Here is a 15,756-nt window from a genome sequence, read left to right as displayed (position 1 = left end):
GTCAGTGCTCCGTCAATTGTTGGCTGGGAAAGTTGATCAGCGAGATCACACGCTCAGCGATCAGCTTCTGCCCAGTAGTGGTGAAATGGATACCGTCGTCGACCCGGGTCTTGACCTTCTTGCCATCGCCGGTGGTGCGGTAATAGGAGAATTCGTCGCTCTGGTAACCGAGAATCTCGTTGGCCGAGACGTAGTGCTGGTGGTACTGCTCGATCTGGCCCTTGTACAGCTGGCTCAGGTAGGCCATGGCTGTAGACAGCTTGGGCTTCTCCATGTTCGGCGGCCCGACCCAGATCACCTGCACATTATGCGCCTGGGCGGTGTCGAGGATCGAATCGATGCGCTGGCGATAGGCTTCTTCCCAGTCCGGGGTCTTGAAGCGCAGGAACGGCTTGCCCTTGACCACCGGCATGTCCCAGGGGTCGTTGGGGCCGAGGAAAATCACCATCAGGCGAATGTTGGGGTTGCTGGCCAGGGTGCTTTCAACCGTCTTGGGCCAGTTGAAGAAGCTCGGGTAGGCAAGGCCGGTGCTCTGCTTGCTGAGGTTCAGGCTCTTGACGTTGTAGCGTTTGCGCAAGGTGTTGGCCATGTGTGGCGCCACGCCCTGCATCAGGGAATCACCGACGAAGAACACTTCATCCCCGGTGGCCAGGCTGGCCATCAGCGGCGTGGTTGCCCCCGGCTCGACCTTGGGCGGATGGCTGACCACCGGGGCCACGGCCACCGGCTGCGGGTGCACTGCAGCCGACGCCTGCGGAGCGGGATGCACGGGGGCCGGATGCACCGGCGCAGCATGGGCGGTCGCAACCGGCGCAGGTACGGGCGCAGGCTCCTCGGCCAGCGTCGGCAAAGGAGGCAGCTCTTGCTCCGCGGCGGCCTCGGCCACCATCACCTGGCCGGTAAAGCTGCCGACAAAGGCCACCCGGGCATTTTCCAGGGCCTGGTTGAGTTGCGCGCCAAAGCGCCACTGCGGGTTCTGCGACAACCCGGGGACCTCGCAGTCGTCGTGGTACTTCTGCTGGCAGTAGAGGCGGATCGACTGCTGGTTGAACCACACCAGCAGCAGGCTGGTGACCACCAGGGCGTAGAAGACCTTGGCCGCGCTACCGAGGCTGATCGACAAGGGCGAACGGTTAGAAACTGGCATAGATGAACCCCGGCACGCCCGACGGAGAGGCGAAGATGACCACGCAGATAAACAGCCCCAGCGGCACTGGATAGAACAGCCACGGCAAACCGGTGGCAGCATCGAACAGGCGGCGCAGCAGCGCCACGATCCGTGGGTAGAAGGCCACGAACAGAAGGCAGCCCAGCAGGCTGGCGCCGCCGCCGAGCAGGCCGCCCAAGGACAGCTCGCCCAGGCCCTTGAGCATGTCCATGGCATCGGACAGGGTCGCGCAGCGGAAGAAGATCCAGGCGAACGCCACATAGTGGAAGGTCAGCAGCCGCGCCATGAGGTCGGCGCCGATCCAGCTCGGGCCCCGGGCCAGCAGCGGGCTGCACAGCTTGTACAGGGCCAGGCCGATACCGTGCAGCGCGCCCCAGATGATGAAGTTGGCGCTGGCGCCGTGCCACAGGCCGGAAATCAGCATCGCCAGCAGCATGTTCAGGTTGCCGCGCCACACCGGGCCACGGTTGCCCCCCAGGGGGATGTACACATAGTCCCGGATGAAGGTCGACAGGCTGATGTGCCAGCGGCCCCAGAATTCCTTGAGGTTGCGCGCCGCGTAGGGGTAGTTGAAGTTCTGCGGCAGGCGGAAGCCCAGCAGCAGGGCGATGCCCGTCACCAGGTCGGTGTAGCCGCTGAAGTTGAAGTAGATCAGGAACGAATAACCGTAGACCGCACGCAGGATCTGCTCGGCAGAATAGGCCACCGGGCTGTCGAATACCGGGTCGACCCATTCGTTGGCCAGCCAGGAACTGAGGAAGAACAGCTTGACCACCGCCACCGCGATCAGGCCCAGGGCGCGCTGCGGCTCCAGCACCTCGCGCAACTGCGGCGGGTTGATCTGCGCCAGCATGGGAATCGCCCGGTTCACCGGACCGGCGATCAGGCTGGGGAAGAAGGCCAGGTACAGCGCCAGGTCGAAGGGCGAGCCGGGGGTCAGCTCACGGCGGTTGATCGACACCAGGTAACTGACCGAGTGGAAGGCATAGAACGACAGCCCCACCGGCAGCAGCACCTCCAGCAGCGGCAGCGACACCTCGACACCGAACTGGGCGAAGGCGTTCTGCACCGTACTGGTGAAGAAATCCTGATACTTGAACAGGTAGAACGCCCCGAGCACCAGCAGCAGCATCAGTCCGTTGACCCAGCCGCGCCCGGGGTAACGCTGGCTCAACAGGCCGAGCAGGTACACCAGGGCCGTGTAGCCCAGCAGGATGCAGAGGAAGTTCAGGCTGAAGCTGGCAAGGATCGCGTAACTGGCGACCAGCAGCAGGACGTTCTGCAAGCGCAGGCTGAAGCCCAGGCCCCAGTACAGAACGAAGAACAGGATGAAGCAGAGGCCGAATTCGATCGAGAGATAGCTCACAACGTAGTCCATTACGTGCAGTCGGGGACAAACCCGGCACAAGGGAGAGCAGGCGGGGGGATGGGAAACGGACGCGATTATGGCAGAGGGGGTTTGGCAGTCACAAGTTGAAACATTCTCCGCCTATAGCGGACGCCGGCTCCGCATCGAACGACAGACACCCCTTGCAGGAGCTGGCTTGCCAGCGAAGGCGTCCGCGAGGGCGACGCCCGGCCCAAAGGCCTCTTCGCCGGCAAGCCGGCTCCTACAGAGGGGCGGTGTAGCGGGCAGGCTTACTGGATGTCTTCGGGCTTGACGATCACCCAGTTCTTGTCGGCGGTCACCGGCAACCCTTCCTTGGCCTGGGCCGCGGCGTGCTTGGCGATCATGCCGTTGAGCTGGGTCATGTACTTGTCCTTGCGGTTGATCCACAGGTGGATGCCGCCCTTGGCCACGTCAACATCGTGGAACAGCATGTAGCCGTCGCTGGTGGGGGTGTCGCCGCCCACCAGCACCGGTTTCTTCCACTCGTCGATGTAGGTCAGGATCGCCGCATGCTTGCCCGCCATCCAGGTGGCCGGGGTCCACAGGTAGGGGGTCAGTTCAAGGCCGAGGTTGGCCTTCTCGTCATATTTGCCTTCGCTGATCTGCTTGCGCGCGGTGGTCAGGGCGCCAGTCTTGCGATCCTTGAGCAGGGTGGTCACGCCGATGACGTTCTGCGGCTTGACGTTGTAGCCGTACTTGGGATCGGCGGCGACCATGCGCACCAGCTCTTCGGAGGCGGCGGTCATCACATAGACCTCGATACCGTTCTCCATCAGCTTGTTGTACAGCTCGGCCTGGCCGGTGAAGACCTTGGGCGGGTTGACCTCGATGGTCTTGACCACATCACCGTCGTAATAGGTGCTCGGCACCGGCTTTCCGGAAGCCATCAGCTCATCGACATAGCCCTTGAGCTCCTTGAGGGTAAAGCCGGAGAACACCTGGGCGACCCAGGGGTAGCAGACCATGTCGTCGATTTCACAGAGGCGGTAGTAGTAGCTGAACAGGCTTTCCTTGTGCTCGGCGGTGTCCTTGAACGGGATCAGCTTGAGCGACGGGTCAAGCGTGTCGCGGGTAATCAGGCCCTTGTTTTCCATGAAGGGCAGCAGGGATTCTTCCAGGTCGTAGCGGTAACTGGTGTTGTCCATGTCGAACACCGCGTAGTTACCCTTGTTGGCATTGGCCGCGATCATCGCGTCCAGCTGCTTGGCCTGTTCCGCGGGCCAGTGCTTCAACTCGGTGGCCAGGGCCTGGCCGGCGAGGCCCAGGCAGAGTGCGACTGCGAGCAATTTCGGAGCGAGTTTCATCGGCGGTTTTCTCCCTGAGTGAAAGCCTTCGACGCTAACAAATCCCTGTGACAGTTCTCGTCTCCACGCGACCGCTTGCGTCCCGTAAGCGCCAGCCACATGCGCCTGAACGTCAATCGCTTATTCCAAAAACGACAGTTGCCATGCGATATCGTTATTAATTCAATAGATTTCAAGCTGTTAGGCTTGCCGGTTCGCAATCGCCCTGAGCCGCGATTGGCACAAGCCTTATCGGAGCCCCAATGAATCTGCCGCTGTTCCTCAACCTGCTGGTGTTCCTGGCCTTGCTGCTGGGCCTGGCACAAACCCGCCATACCACCTGGAGCCTGGCCAAGAAAGTCCTGCTGGCCCTGGTGCTGGGCGTGGTCTTCGGCATCGCCCTGCACAGCCTCTACGGCGCCGGCAACCCGGTGCTCAAGGCCTCCATCGCCTGGTTCGACCTGGTGGGCAACGGCTACGTGCAATTGCTGCAGATGATCGTCATCCCCCTGGTGTTCGCCTCGATCCTCAGCGCCGTGGCCCGCCTGCACAATGCTTCGTCCCTGGGCAAGATCAGCTTCCTGACCATCGGCACCCTGCTGTTCACCACCGCCATCGCCGCGCTGGTGGGCATCGGCCTGACCAACCTGTTCGGCCTGACGGCCGAAGGACTGGTGGCCGGCACCCAGGAAATGGCCCGCCTGCAAGTGATCCAGAGCGATTACGCGGGCAAGGTCGCCGACCTCAACGTGCCGCAGCTGCTGCTGTCGTTCATCCCGCAGAATCCTTTCGCCGACCTGGCCCGGGCCAAGCCGACCTCGATCATCAGCGTGGTGATCTTCGCCGCCTTCCTCGGTGTCGCGGCCCTGCAACTGCTCAAGGATGACGCCGACAAGGGCCAGAAAGTGCTCAACGCCATCGACACCCTGCAAGCCTGGGTGATGCGCCTGGTGCACCTGGTGATGAAGCTCACGCCCTACGGTGTGCTGGCGCTGATGACCAAGGTGGTGGCCGGTTCCAACCTGCAGGACATCATCAAGCTGGGCAGTTTCGTGGTGGTGTCCTATATCGGCCTGGGGCTGATGTTCGTGGTCCACGGCCTGCTGGTGGCACTGGCCGGGATCAACCCGCTGCGCTTCTTCCGCAAGGTCTGGCCAGTGCTGACCTTCGCCTTCACCAGCCGCTCCAGCGCCGCCAGCATTCCCCTGAGCATCGAGGCCCAGACCCGGCGCCTGGGCATTCCCCAGTCCATCGCCAGCTTTGCCGCCTCGTTCGGCGCCACCATCGGCCAGAACGGCTGCGCCGGCCTGTACCCGGCCATGCTGGCGGTGATGGTTGCCCCGACCGTGGGCATCAACCCGCTGGACCCGCTGTGGATCGCCACCCTGGTGGCCATCGTCACCCTGAGTTCCGCCGGCGTTGCAGGCGTGGGCGGCGGCGCGACCTTCGCCGCGCTGATCGTGCTGCCGGCCATGGGCCTGCCGGTGTCGCTGGTGGCGCTGCTGATTTCCGTGGAGCCGCTGATCGACATGGGCCGCACCGCGCTCAACGTCAGCGGTTCGATGACCGCAGGCGCGATCACCAGCCAGGTGATGCAGCAAACCGACAAGGCGCTGCTGGACGCCGATGAGCACGAAGAACTGGCTCAGGCCTGATTGATCTCTTCGCCGGCCCGCCGGTTCCTTCGGGAGCCCGGCTGGCTGGCGGAGCGCTCAGCGCTTCTCCCACACCTCGAAGCTGTACGCCGGCTTGTCCCCTTCCGCCGGGTTCGGCACCTCTGACACCCGCTTCCACTGTTGCTCATCGAATTCCGGAAACCAGGCATCGCCTTCCGGGCTCAAGGCTACCCGCGTCAGGTACAGGCGATCCGCCTGCTCCAGCCCCTGGCTGTAAAGCTGTGCGCCACCGATCAGCATCAGCTCGCTGGCGCCCTGCTCCAGTGCCCACTCCTCGGCCCGGGCCACTGCCGCCTCCAGGGAGGGGTAGACCTCGGCACCTTCGAGCACCAGGCCGGTCTGACGACTGACCACGATATTCAACCGCCCCGGCAACGGCCGGCCGAGAGAGTCCCAGGTCTTGCGCCCCATGATGATGGGCTTGCCCAGGGTAGTGGCCTTGAAGAATTTGAAATCCCCCGGCAAATGCCAGGGCATGCTGTTGTCGACGCCGATCACGCGGTTTTGTGCGAGGGCCGCGATCAGGCTGAGAGGGAGAGATTTTTTCATGCCGGCGAGGATACCAGAGGACCAGGACCTGGCAACGTACCCCGATCCGCGCTGCAGCAGTTATGCTCAGCGCACTTTTGAGCGATGGAATGACGCGTGACTGCACTGACTCCCCTGCAACGCCTGTGGCTGACCGAAACCGTGCGCCTGCGCGAGGAACACGCCGGCCCGCTGGAAGATCAGGAAGCCAATCGCCTGGCCCGCAACCAGGGCGGCGACCTGGCGACCCGGATCCAGAACCGCGCCCTGTGGCTGGCCCAGCGTGACGGCCTGCACAGCGCCCTGCTGCACTGGCACCAGGGCGCACGCCTGGCCCTGCTGGCGCTCTCGGTTCTGGCGGTGATCAGCGGTGCCGGCCTGGCATTCAGCGCCCTGGGCAGCACCCAGCAACCGGTGAACGTGTTCTGGGCCCTGGGCAGCCTGCTGGGAATCAACCTGATCCTGCTGCTGAGCTGGCTGGCAGGCCTACTGTTCGCCGGCGAGCACGGCGCCAGCCTGGGCCGCCTGTGGCTGTGGCTCAGCGAGAAATTCTCCCGCGATGCCAAGGCCGCGCAGTTGCCGCCGGCCCTGCTGCTGTTGCTGCAACGGCGCAAGCTCAACCGCTGGGCCCTGGGCAGCCTGATCAACGGCCTGTGGTGCCTGGCCCTGTTCAGCGCCGTGGTCATGTTGCTGTTGCTGCTGACCACCCACCGCTACAGCTTTGTCTGGGAAAGCACCCTGCTGGGCAGCGATGCCTTCGTGGCCATTACCAACACCTTGAGTGCCCTGCCCCGTGGCCTGGGCTTTGGCGCGCCGAGCGTAGCGAGCATCCAGGCCAGCACCCGGGATGTCTACAACACCGAACTGATCCGCCAGTCCTGGGCCATCTGGCTGGTGGTGCTGGTGACGATCTACGGCGTGCTGCCGCGCCTGCTGCTGATGCTGTTCTGCCGCTGGCGCTGGAAACACGGGCAGGCGCGCCTGCAACTGGACCTCAACCTGCCGGGCTACGCCCAATTGCGTGAGCGCCTGATGCCCAGCAGCGAGCGCCTGGGGGTCAACGATGCGGCCCCCGAGCAGTTGCACCGGGTCGAAGGCGGCGTCAGTGCCCAGGACAGCAGCGGCGCCCTGCTGGTGGCCATCGAACTGGACAACCAGCGCCCCTGGCCGCCGCAACTGCCGGAGAGCGTCAAGGACGCCGGCATCCTCGACAGTCGCGAGTCGCGCAGCCGCCTGCTGGAGCAGATGAGCCGTTTCCCCCCGGCGCGCCTGGTGATCGCCTGCGACCCGCGGCGCTCGCCGGACCGCGGCAGCCTGGGGCTGATCGCCGAACTGGCGCGCAACGCCAGCGCCACCCGGGTCTGGCTGCTGCAAGCCCCGCCCGGCCAGGCCCTGGACGCCGATCGCCTGGGCGACTGGCACAGCGCCCTGCACCAGCTGCAGTTGCCCTTCGCCGATTGCGCCCCCCTCGACTGGCTGGAGAACGGTCATGACTGATACCCGCCACAAGCCACTGAAACTCGCCGTGGTCGGCCACACCAACGTCGGCAAGACCTCGCTGCTGCGCACCCTGACCCGGGACGTGGGTTTTGGCGAGGTCTCCCATCGCCCCAGCACCACCCGGCACGTGGAAGGCGCCCGCCTTTCGGTGGATGGCCAAGCCCTGCTGGAGCTCTACGACACCCCCGGCCTGGAAGATGCCATCGCCCTGCTGGATTACCTGGAGCGCCTGGAGCGCCCGGGCGAACGCCTGGACGGCCCGGCGCGGATGGCGCGGTTTCTCGACGGCAGCGAGGCCCGCCAGCGCTTCGAACAGGAAGCCAAGGTCCTGCGCCAGCTGCTGGCCTCGGACGCCGGCCTGTATGTGATCGACGCCCGCGAGCCGGTGCTGGCCAAGTACCGCGATGAGCTTGAAGTGCTCACCGGTTGCGGCAAGCCGCTGCTGCCAGTGCTGAACTTCGTCAGCAGCGCCGAGCAGCGCGAAGGCGACTGGCGCGATGCCCTGGCCCGCCTGGGGCTGCACGCCCTGGTGCGCTTCGACAGCGTGGCGCCACCGGAGGACGGCGAACGGCGCCTGTATGAAAGCCTGGCGCTGCTGCTGGAGCACGCACGCCCGGCCCTGCAACGCTTGATCGACGACCAAGAGGCCCAGCGCCTGGCCCGCCAGCACAGCGCAGCGCGGCTGATTGCCGAGCTGCTGGTGGACTGCGCCGCCTGCCGCCGCAGCGTAGCCAGCGACGCCCAACAGGAACAACAGGCCATAGGCGAACTGCGCCAGGCCATCCGCCAGCGCGAGCAGCGCTGCGTCGAGGCCTTGCTCAAGCTCTACGCCTTCCGCCCCGAGGATGCGTCGGCCAGCGACCTGCCGCTACTGGACGGGCGCTGGGGCGACGACCTGTTCAACCCGGAAACCCTCAAGCAACTGGGGGTGCGGGTGGGCAGCGGCATCGCCGCCGGAGCCGCGGCCGGCGCAGGGGTGGATTTGCTGGTGGGTGGTTTAACCCTGGGGGCCGCGGCGCTGGCCGGGGCTATTGCCGGCGGCGCCCTGCAAACCGCCCGCAGCTATGGCAGCCGCCTGCTGGGCAAACTCAAGGGCCAGCGCGAGCTGACCGTGGACGACAGCGTGCTGCGCCTGCTGGCCCTGCGTCAGCGCCAGCTGGTACAGGCCCTGAACCTGCGCGGGCATGCGGCCATGGACAGCATTCGCCTGGCCACGCCGGAGGACAAGAGCTGGCGCGAAGGCAAGTTGCCAGAGGCCCTGAACAAGGCCCGGGCGCACCCGCAGTGGTCATCGCTCAATCCGCAGAAGCGCCTGAGCCAGGCCGAGCGCCAGGAGCAGATCGAGGGGCTGGCTCAACATCTGCTGTAGCCGCTGCCGAGCCCGCGAGGCTGCGCAAAGGGCCGCAGGACCTTCAACAACCCCAAAAGCGGCGCCTCCTTCGGAGCCGTTCGCAGCCTACGGCAGCGGCTACAAAAACCAAGCCTGTACCCGCTAAAGCAATGCCAGCGCCTTGTCCTTGAGCACCTGCAAATCCATCACCGGCACCCACATTTCCTTGGCCTGCTCGTCCCAGTGGCGCATGCGCAAACTCACCGCCCACAACGGGTCGAGTTCGAAGGCTGCCGCCTCTGCCGCGCTCATCACCCCACCCTGGTACTCCAGGGTGCGCCGGCTGGCTTCGCTCAGACGCTGGTAATAACCGGGGTCCTTGAAGGTCAGGTAGCGCTTGGCCTGGACGTGGTATTCCACCAGCCGCGCCAGGCGTTCGCTGAAACCCGCCCGGCGCAGGTAGTCCGCCCCCAGGCGCTCATGGCTGACCACGCCGAAGCCGCCCATGTTCTCGGCATCCTGCTGGCAGATATGCCCGATATCGTGGAAGAACGCCGCCAGCACCACCTCGTCGTCATAACCTTCCGCCAGGGCCAACTGCGCGGCCTGGGACATGTGCTCGATCTGCGACACCGGCTCGCCGATGTAGTCGCAGTCGCCGAAACGCTCGTACAGGCCGAAGACCTCGTCGACCACCTGCTGTCGCCGCTCCATCACGCTTCCTCCAGCAGTCGGGCGATATTGCCCTCGGCCATGGCCGGGCCAACGCTCATGCCGACCCCGGTGTGCATCAGGGCCACATGGACCCCGGGGGCCGCCTCCAGGAAGGAGAACGGCGCCGGGCCGCGCGCGCCGTAGACACCCTGCCAGCGCTCCACCACCCGGACCCTGCAACCCAGGGTCTGCTCGGCCAGTTCGAGCAGCCAGTTGTCCACCTGTTCAGCATTGAACGGTGAAGGATCGCTACCGTAATCGTGGGAATCACCGATGATCAGTTCACCGTAGGGAGTCGGGCTGATCAACAGGTGGATACCATGCTCATGCAGATGGGGTGCCTCGCGCAGAATCTGCGCTTGCACCGCGGCGGCTTCCGGCAGGTCGGCGAAGGCCCCGTAGTGCACGCAACTCAGACCGGTCAGCAAGGCATGTTGCAGGTTGAGATTGGCCTCGGGCCGCGCCCGGAGCATCTGCAAGCGGCAGATCTGCGGCTGCAAGGCAGCGATCTGATCCGCCAGCAGGGTCTGATAATCGTGCCCCGAACACAGCACGATCCGCGGCGCGTGGAAGTTGCCGGCGGTGCTGCGCAACTGGCCCGGCTGGATATCCCGCACCAGGGTCGAGAAGTGAAACTGCACCCCCAGGTCCCGGCGCAGGTAGTCGATCAACTGCGGGATCGCTTCACGGGAATACAGCTGCTGGTCGTCCAGGCCGTGCAAGGCCGCCCGGTGATGGCGGAACTGACCGCCGTACAGATCATTCAGCGCCGCGCCCTGGAGCAGCTCGACGCGGTAGCCGTGCTCCAGCGCACGCCCGGCGCAGAAGGCTTCGAGCAACTGCTCCTCGGCTTCACTGCGGGCGAACAGGAAAGAGCCGTTGCGCTTGAGTTGCAGGCCCGCCAACTGTTGCCAGTCGGCCCAGATCTCGCGGCTGGCCCTGGCCAGCTCCAGCATGGTGCCCGGCGGCTGGCCGGTGACCAGGGCCTGGCCGAAGTTGCGCACCGAAGCGCCCAGGGGCGTGGCGCTGCGCTCGAAAACGTGCACCCGCAGACCGCGTTTGGCGGCGGCATAGGCATGGGACAGGCCCAGGATGCCGGCGCCGACGATCAGCAGATCGCTGTGATTGGTCATGAGTTGTTTCCTGGATGGGGAGCGCCTTCGCCGGCAAGCCGGCGAAGGCGATTGATCGGCTACTGCTTGGCAACCTTTTCCGACTTGCCGTCATAGCGCTTGCGCCATTCGGCGAGGATCTCGTCGCGGTTCTTCGAGGCCCAGGCAAAGTCGTTCTTGATCAGGCGCTGCTCGTAGTCGGCCGGCAGTTCGGTCTGCGGCTTGGCGATGCCCGGCTGGGCCAGCACGGCGAAGTTTTCCTTGTACAGCTCCATGGCCTCGGGGCTGGCGGAGAAGTCGGCGAGTTTCTTCGCCGCCTCTTCATGAGGCGTGCCCTTGATCACCGCGGTGGCTTCGATTTCCCAGCCCAGGCCTTCCTTCGGCAGGACAATGTCCAGCGGCGCGCCCTGGCGCTTGAGCTGCACGGCCGGGTACTCGAAGGAGATGCCAATCGGGAATTCACCGGCGGCGGCCAGCTTGCAGGGCTTGGAACCGGAGTGGACGTACTGGCCGATGTTCTGGTGCAGCTCATCCATGTACTGCCAGCCCTGCTTCTCGCCGAAGGTCTGCAGCCAGGCGCTGACGTCGAGGAAGCCGGTGCCCGAGGAGGCCGGGTTGGGCATGACGATCTTGCCCTTGTACTCGGGCTTGGTCAGGTCCTGCCAGCTCACCGGCTTGGTCAGGCCCTGCTTTTCGGCCTCCACGGTGTTGAAGCAGATGGTGGCGGCCCAGACGTCCATGCCGACCCAGGCCGGTGGGTTGGCGGCGTCGCGGTAGTTCGGGCCGATCTTGCCCAGATCCTTGGGCGCGTAGCTTTGCAGCATGCCCTGCTGGTCGAGGATCGCCAGGCTGGACGCGGCCAGGCCCCAGACCGCATCGGCCTGCGGGCGGGCTTTTTCCGCCAGCAGTTTGGCGGTGATGATCCCGGTGGAATCACGTACCCACTTGATCTCCACGTCCGGATTGGCCTTTTCGAAGGCTTGCTTGTAGGACTTCAGTTGCTCGGCTTCAAGGGCGGTGTAGACCGTCAGTTCGGTCTTCGCAGCAAAGGCGTTCAGGCTGACAGCAGAGAGGACGGCAGCGGCAAGAGCCAGGGGCTTGAACATGGTGCGGTTCCTTAGTGAGTGCAGATCAAAGTGGGGGTGGGTGAAGCGCATCAGTGGCCCGGCGTGCCCTGGCGCCAGGCCTGGGAACGGCGCAGCAGGCCGCGCGAAGCCCAGGCCAGGAGCAGCGAGACGCCGGCCGAAGTGAACAGGATCAGGGTCGACATGGCCGCGGCGCCGCCGACGTTGCCGGCGTCGTCCATGTTCAGCACGGCGACGGCGGCAAGGATGGTGTCCGGGCTGTAGAGAAAGATGGCCGCCGACACCGTGGTCATGGCCGAGACGAACAGGTAGCGCACGATGTCCAGCAGCGCCGGCAGGCAGATCGGCACGGTAACCCGCAGGTAGTGCCGGTACAGCGGCGCCTTGAGCGACAGCGCGGCGGCCTCGAACTCGGCATCCAGCTGGCGCAGGGCGGTGGTGGCGGTCATCTGCGCGGTGGTCAGGTAGTGGGCGATGGTGCACACCACCAGCAGGGTCATGGTGCCGTAGAACACATGCAGCGGGTTGCCATTGAGGTTGAAGAAGAAGACGTAGCCCAGGCCCAGCACCAGCCCGGGCACCGCCATGGGCACGAAACTGAGCATGCGCAGCGCCAGGTTCAAGCCGCGCTGGCCGTTGGTCTTCTCCATCAGGTAGGCGCCGGTAAAGATCACCACGCTGCCGATCAGCGCCGTGCACAGTGCCATGATCAAGCTGTTGCGGTAGGCCAGCCAGCCACCGCCGGCGGTGTCGTTGAACTGGTAGTGGTTCAGCGACAGCGACAGGTTGTAGGGCCAGAATTTCACCAGCGACGAAAACACCGCCATGCCGAACACCAGCAGCAGGGCCGCGCAGATCAGCAGCACAATGGCCAGGTAGCAGCCATCGCGCAGTGGCGACGGCGCAGGCTTGAATACCTGGGCACGGCCGCTCATGGAGTCGCCATGGCGCCGGCGCAGCCAGGCGTCGACACCGAAGCTGAACAGGGCCGGCAACAGCAGGACCATGCCGATCAACGCGCCGCGGCCGAACTGCTGCTGCCCCACCACCGCCTTGTAGGCTTCCAGGGCCAGCACCTGATAGTCGCCACCCACTACCACCGGCACACCAAAGTCGGTGATGGTCAGGGTGAACACCAGGCAGAAGGCGGCGAACACCGCCTGCCGGGTCGCCGGCCAGGTGATGCTGCGAAAGGCCTTGGCGGGGCTGGCGCCCATGCTCGACGCGGCGTCGAACAGCCGCGCGTCCGCCAGGGACAGCGCCGAGAGCAGGATCATCAGGGCGTGGGGAAAGGTGTAGATGACCTCGCCGAGGACGATGCCCCAGAAGCCGTAGATGTTCTCGGCGAACAGGCCACGCAGCATCCCCTGATTGCCAAACAGATAGACCAGGGCAATGCCCGGGAGCATCGACGGCGCCATCAGCGGCAACAGCGACAGGCCGCGCCAGATGCCCTTGCCGGGAATCAGCGTGCGTTGCAGGGCGTAGGCGAACAGGTAGGCCAGGGGCACGACGATGGCGGCCACGCTGAGGGAGACTTTCAGGCTGTTGCCCAGCAACCAGTGGAAGTTTTCGCTGGCCACCAGCTCGCGAGCCGCCAGCCAGCCTCCGCCCTGCCCGGCCTCGGCGCTGAAGCCGCGCCAGAAGATCGCCAACAGGGGCAACAGCACCGCTACACCCAGCAGGACCAGGAGCAGGACCTTGCCGCCGACGACAAAAATGCGGTCGCCGATCTCGGCACGAGAAGCCTGGCGCGCCCGCTTGGCGGGTAGCGGCAGGGACATGTGCGCAGTCATCTTAGGCAAACACCTGGAGGCTGCGCGGCGGCAAGGCGACCCAGATATCCTGGGCCCCCAGGCGCGGCATGGCTTCCGGTGCCAGCTCGGCCAGCAGCGCATGCCCCGGCAGTTGATTGAGTTCGAAGCTCATGCGGCAGCGATTGCCGAGGAAGGTGATCTCGCGGACCTTGGCCGGGAACAGGTTTTCCTCGTGCACCGGCGGATTCACGCTGATGGCTTCCGGACGGCAGAACAGCCGGCCCGAGGCGGTCTTGGCCGAGCCGTCGGCCAGGCGCACATTCATGCCGCCAACCTGGGCATGGCTGTCGCTGTTGCGGCTGAAGGGTAGCCAGTTGCCCTGGCCGACGAATTCGGCGACGAACGGCGTGGCCGGACGGTCGTAGATTTCCTGGGGCGTGGCGTACTGCTCGACCTTGCCGTTATTCATCACGGCAATGCGGTCGGCCATCAGCATGGCTTCGTCCTGGTTGTGGGTAACCATCAGGGTGGTGATCCCCAGACGCCGCTGCAGCTGGCGCAGCTCGGTGCACAGGTGCTCGCGGACCCGGGCGTCCAGCGCCGACATCGGCTCGTCCAGCAGCAGCAACGACGGCGCCGGTGCCAGGGCACGGGCCAGGGCCACGCGCTGCTGCTGGCCGCCGGACAGCTGGCCGGGGTACTTCTTCTCGCTGCCGGTCAGCCCCACCAGTTCCAGCATCTGCGCCACGCGCTTGCGCGCTTCTTCGCGGCCACTGCCGGACAGGCCGTAGGCGATGTTGGCTTCTACCGTGAGGTTGGGGAACAGCGCGTAGGACTGGAACAGGATCCCGTAGTCCCGGGCCTGGGGCGCCAGCAGCGACACGTCCCGATCCCCGAGGTACAACTCGCCCTGGTCCTGGCGTTCCAGGCCGGCGATGCAGCGCAGCAAGGTGGTCTTGCCGCAGCCGGACGGCCCCAGCAGGCACACCAGCTCCCCGGCGGCGACGTCCAGGGACACGTTATCCAGCGCGTTGAAGGCACCGAAGCGCTTGTGGATACCGCGCACCTTCATCGGCGCACCGGGGTTGCTCAGGGCAGTTGCAGCGGAGTTGTTCATGGACGCACCTCATCTAGCAGATAAGGCAAATCCTAGAGTTGCAATGCGTCGGTCATATGGCAGTAAGGCAAAAACGACCGATAGTGGTATTCAGGGATTTGGGTTCACGTGTAAATCATGTGCTGGCTGATCTGGCGCCTTCGCGAGCAAGCTCGCTCCCCCAAGGGGCAATGCATTTCAACGCAGGAGCGAGCTTGCTCGCGAAGGCATAGGCATGGCCGATGCAGATCTTTCAGGCGGGAGCCATTTCCTGGGCCAGGCCGAGAAAGGCGGCGGGCAGGCGCGCGTTCTTGCGCTCCTTGAGGCAATACAGGTACTCGGCGATCTGCGGCGCGTTTTCGATGGTCAGTACCCGCAGCTGCGGGTCGTGGGGCACTTCCTGGCGGGCAATGATGCTGATGCCGATATTGCGCAGCACCGCCTCGCGGATCGATTCACGGCTGCCGATCTCCAGCAGCGGACCAAAACTGACGTTGGCGTTCTTCAGCAGACCTTCGGTGAGGCTGCGGGTGGTGGAGCCGGGTTCGCGCATCAGCAGCGTATGCCCGGCCAGGGCATTGAGGGGCACGTGATCCAGCGCCGCCAGGGGGTGATTGCGATGCACCGCCAGCACCAGCGGATCGCTGCCCAGCACCCGGCGGACCAACCGCGAATCCTCCAGCAGTTGCGAGGAAGCGGCCACATCCACCCGGTAGTCTTCCAGCGCCTCCAGGACCTGCTGGGAGTTGCCGATTTCCACCGAGACCTCCACCTGGGGCAGGCGCTGGCGGAAAGTCTTCACCAGATCGAGGATGTAGTACGGCGCGGTGGCGGCGATGCGCAGCGTGCCCTGCACCTGCCCGCAGTTGCGCAGGAAGAATTCGATGTCCGACTCTTTCTGCAGCAGCTCCTTGACCATCGGCAGCAAGCGCGCGCCCTCATCGCTCAGGCTCAGGCGGCGACCGCCTCGGTAGAACAGCTCCACCGCGTACTGGCTCTCCAGGTTGCGGACCTGGGTAGTCACCGTGGGCTGGCTGAGGCCGAGCTTCTTCGCCGCCAGGGTGATGCTGCCCAGGCGGGCGACCATGTAAAAAGCCTTCAGCTCGGCACTCAGCAC

General features: G+C 65.3%; 13 protein-coding genes. 3 read left to right on the top strand and 10 right to left on the bottom strand.

The annotated features are described in order from the left end of the window. Position 1 precedes the first annotated feature (1 nt). The 3 genes from ACUXVH_RS02555 to ACUXVH_RS02545 form a co-directional block, all read right to left on the bottom strand. Positions 2-1,147 (bottom strand): SGNH/GDSL hydrolase family protein, encoded by a 1,146-nt coding sequence (locus tag ACUXVH_RS02555; protein ID WP_065365080.1) that lies wholly within the window; start codon positions 1,145-1,147, stop codon positions 2-4. Next, positions 1,134-2,534 (bottom strand): MBOAT family O-acyltransferase, encoded by a 1,401-nt coding sequence (locus ACUXVH_RS02550; RefSeq protein ID WP_065365079.1) that lies wholly within the window; start codon positions 2,532-2,534, stop codon positions 1,134-1,136. The genes ACUXVH_RS02555 and ACUXVH_RS02550 overlap by 14 nt, the downstream gene beginning before the upstream one ends. A gap of 272 nt (positions 2,535-2,806) precedes the next feature. Further along, a complete protein-coding gene (locus ACUXVH_RS02545; RefSeq protein ID WP_011064054.1) occupies positions 2,807-3,862 on the bottom strand; it encodes a hypothetical protein in 1,056 nt (351 codons plus the stop codon). A 242-nt stretch (positions 3,863-4,104) separates the two neighbouring features. Here ACUXVH_RS02545 and ACUXVH_RS02540 point away from each other — a divergent pair, with 242 nt between their 5' ends. Next, the gene (locus tag ACUXVH_RS02540; protein ID WP_065365078.1) at positions 4,105-5,496 is read left to right on the top strand and encodes an L-cystine transporter; all 1,392 of its coding nucleotides are present in this window, start codon (positions 4,105-4,107) and stop codon (positions 5,494-5,496) included. 57 nt (positions 5,497-5,553) lie between these two features. Here the strand turns inward: ACUXVH_RS02540 and ACUXVH_RS02535 are convergent, their stop codons facing one another. Further along, the gene (locus tag ACUXVH_RS02535; protein WP_015637388.1) at positions 5,554-6,066 is read right to left on the bottom strand and encodes a dihydrofolate reductase; all 513 of its coding nucleotides are present in this window, start codon (positions 6,064-6,066) and stop codon (positions 5,554-5,556) included. Positions 6,067-6,162: 96 nt separating this feature from the next. Between ACUXVH_RS02535 and ACUXVH_RS02530 the strand changes: the two genes are divergently transcribed. Together ACUXVH_RS02530 and ACUXVH_RS02525 are read left to right on the top strand one after the other, a co-directional pair. After that, positions 6,163-7,542: a DUF2868 domain-containing protein gene (locus ACUXVH_RS02530; RefSeq protein ID WP_041120280.1), complete on the top strand. Its 1,380-nt coding sequence runs from the start codon at positions 6,163-6,165 to the stop codon at positions 7,540-7,542. Further along, on the top strand, positions 7,535-8,914 hold the full coding sequence (locus ACUXVH_RS02525; RefSeq protein ID WP_019093440.1) for a GTPase/DUF3482 domain-containing protein: 1,380 nt from the start codon (positions 7,535-7,537) through the stop codon (positions 8,912-8,914). The genes ACUXVH_RS02530 and ACUXVH_RS02525 overlap by 8 nt, the downstream gene beginning before the upstream one ends. A gap of 123 nt (positions 8,915-9,037) precedes the next feature. Here ACUXVH_RS02525 and ACUXVH_RS02520 read toward each other — a convergent pair whose 3' ends face one another. The 6 genes from ACUXVH_RS02520 to ACUXVH_RS02495 form a co-directional block, all read right to left on the bottom strand. Continuing rightward, the gene (locus tag ACUXVH_RS02520) at positions 9,038-9,589 is read right to left on the bottom strand and encodes a phosphonate degradation HD-domain oxygenase (protein WP_019095932.1); all 552 of its coding nucleotides are present in this window, start codon (positions 9,587-9,589) and stop codon (positions 9,038-9,040) included. Next, complete coding sequence (locus tag ACUXVH_RS02515) at positions 9,589-10,722, bottom strand: TIGR03364 family FAD-dependent oxidoreductase (protein ID WP_011064060.1); 1,134 nt, start codon at positions 10,720-10,722, stop codon at positions 9,589-9,591. The genes ACUXVH_RS02520 and ACUXVH_RS02515 overlap by 1 nt, the downstream gene beginning before the upstream one ends. A 59-nt stretch (positions 10,723-10,781) precedes the next feature. Next, positions 10,782-11,807, bottom strand: coding sequence for a putative 2-aminoethylphosphonate ABC transporter substrate-binding protein (locus ACUXVH_RS02510; protein WP_011064061.1), 1,026 nt, complete (start codon positions 11,805-11,807; stop codon positions 10,782-10,784). Positions 11,808-11,857: 50 nt separating this feature from the next. Next, complete coding sequence (locus tag ACUXVH_RS02505) at positions 11,858-13,582, bottom strand: putative 2-aminoethylphosphonate ABC transporter permease subunit (RefSeq protein WP_065365077.1); 1,725 nt, start codon at positions 13,580-13,582, stop codon at positions 11,858-11,860. A 1-nt stretch (position 13,583) separates the two neighbouring features. After that, entirely contained in the window at positions 13,584-14,660 is a 1,077-nt protein-coding gene (locus tag ACUXVH_RS02500; RefSeq protein WP_065365076.1) for a putative 2-aminoethylphosphonate ABC transporter ATP-binding protein, read from the bottom strand. A gap of 232 nt (positions 14,661-14,892) precedes the next feature. Further along, complete coding sequence (locus ACUXVH_RS02495; protein ID WP_047338070.1) at positions 14,893-15,756, bottom strand: LysR family transcriptional regulator; 864 nt, start codon at positions 15,754-15,756, stop codon at positions 14,893-14,895.

The sequence above is a fragment of the Pseudomonas sp. 8(2025) genome (genome assembly GCF_052665325.1).
The sequence above is the reverse complement of the archived record's forward strand: the minus strand, read 5'-3'. Positions and strand labels throughout refer to the sequence as shown.

Coding starts and splice junctions, on each gene's coding strand:
- ACUXVH_RS02555 (WP_065365080.1), bottom strand. CDS start 1,147: ATGCCAGTTTCTAACCGTTCGCCCTTGTCGATCAGCCTCGGTAGCGCG.
- ACUXVH_RS02545 (WP_011064054.1), bottom strand. CDS start 3,862: ATGAAACTCGCTCCGAAATTGCTCGCAGTCGCACTCTGCCTGGGCCTC.
- ACUXVH_RS02540 (WP_065365078.1), top strand. CDS start 4,105: ATGAATCTGCCGCTGTTCCTCAACCTGCTGGTGTTCCTGGCCTTGCTG.
- ACUXVH_RS02535 (WP_015637388.1), bottom strand. CDS start 6,066: ATGAAAAAATCTCTCCCTCTCAGCCTGATCGCGGCCCTCGCACAAAAC.
- ACUXVH_RS02525 (WP_019093440.1), top strand. CDS start 7,535: ATGACTGATACCCGCCACAAGCCACTGAAACTCGCCGTGGTCGGCCAC.
- ACUXVH_RS02520 (WP_019095932.1), bottom strand. CDS start 9,589: ATGGAGCGGCGACAGCAGGTGGTCGACGAGGTCTTCGGCCTGTACGAG.
- ACUXVH_RS02515 (WP_011064060.1), bottom strand. CDS start 10,722: ATGACCAATCACAGCGATCTGCTGATCGTCGGCGCCGGCATCCTGGGC.
- ACUXVH_RS02510 (WP_011064061.1), bottom strand. CDS start 11,807: ATGTTCAAGCCCCTGGCTCTTGCCGCTGCCGTCCTCTCTGCTGTCAGC.
- ACUXVH_RS02505 (WP_065365077.1), bottom strand. CDS start 13,582: ATGACTGCGCACATGTCCCTGCCGCTACCCGCCAAGCGGGCGCGCCAG.
- ACUXVH_RS02500 (WP_065365076.1), bottom strand. CDS start 14,660: ATGAACAACTCCGCTGCAACTGCCCTGAGCAACCCCGGTGCGCCGATG.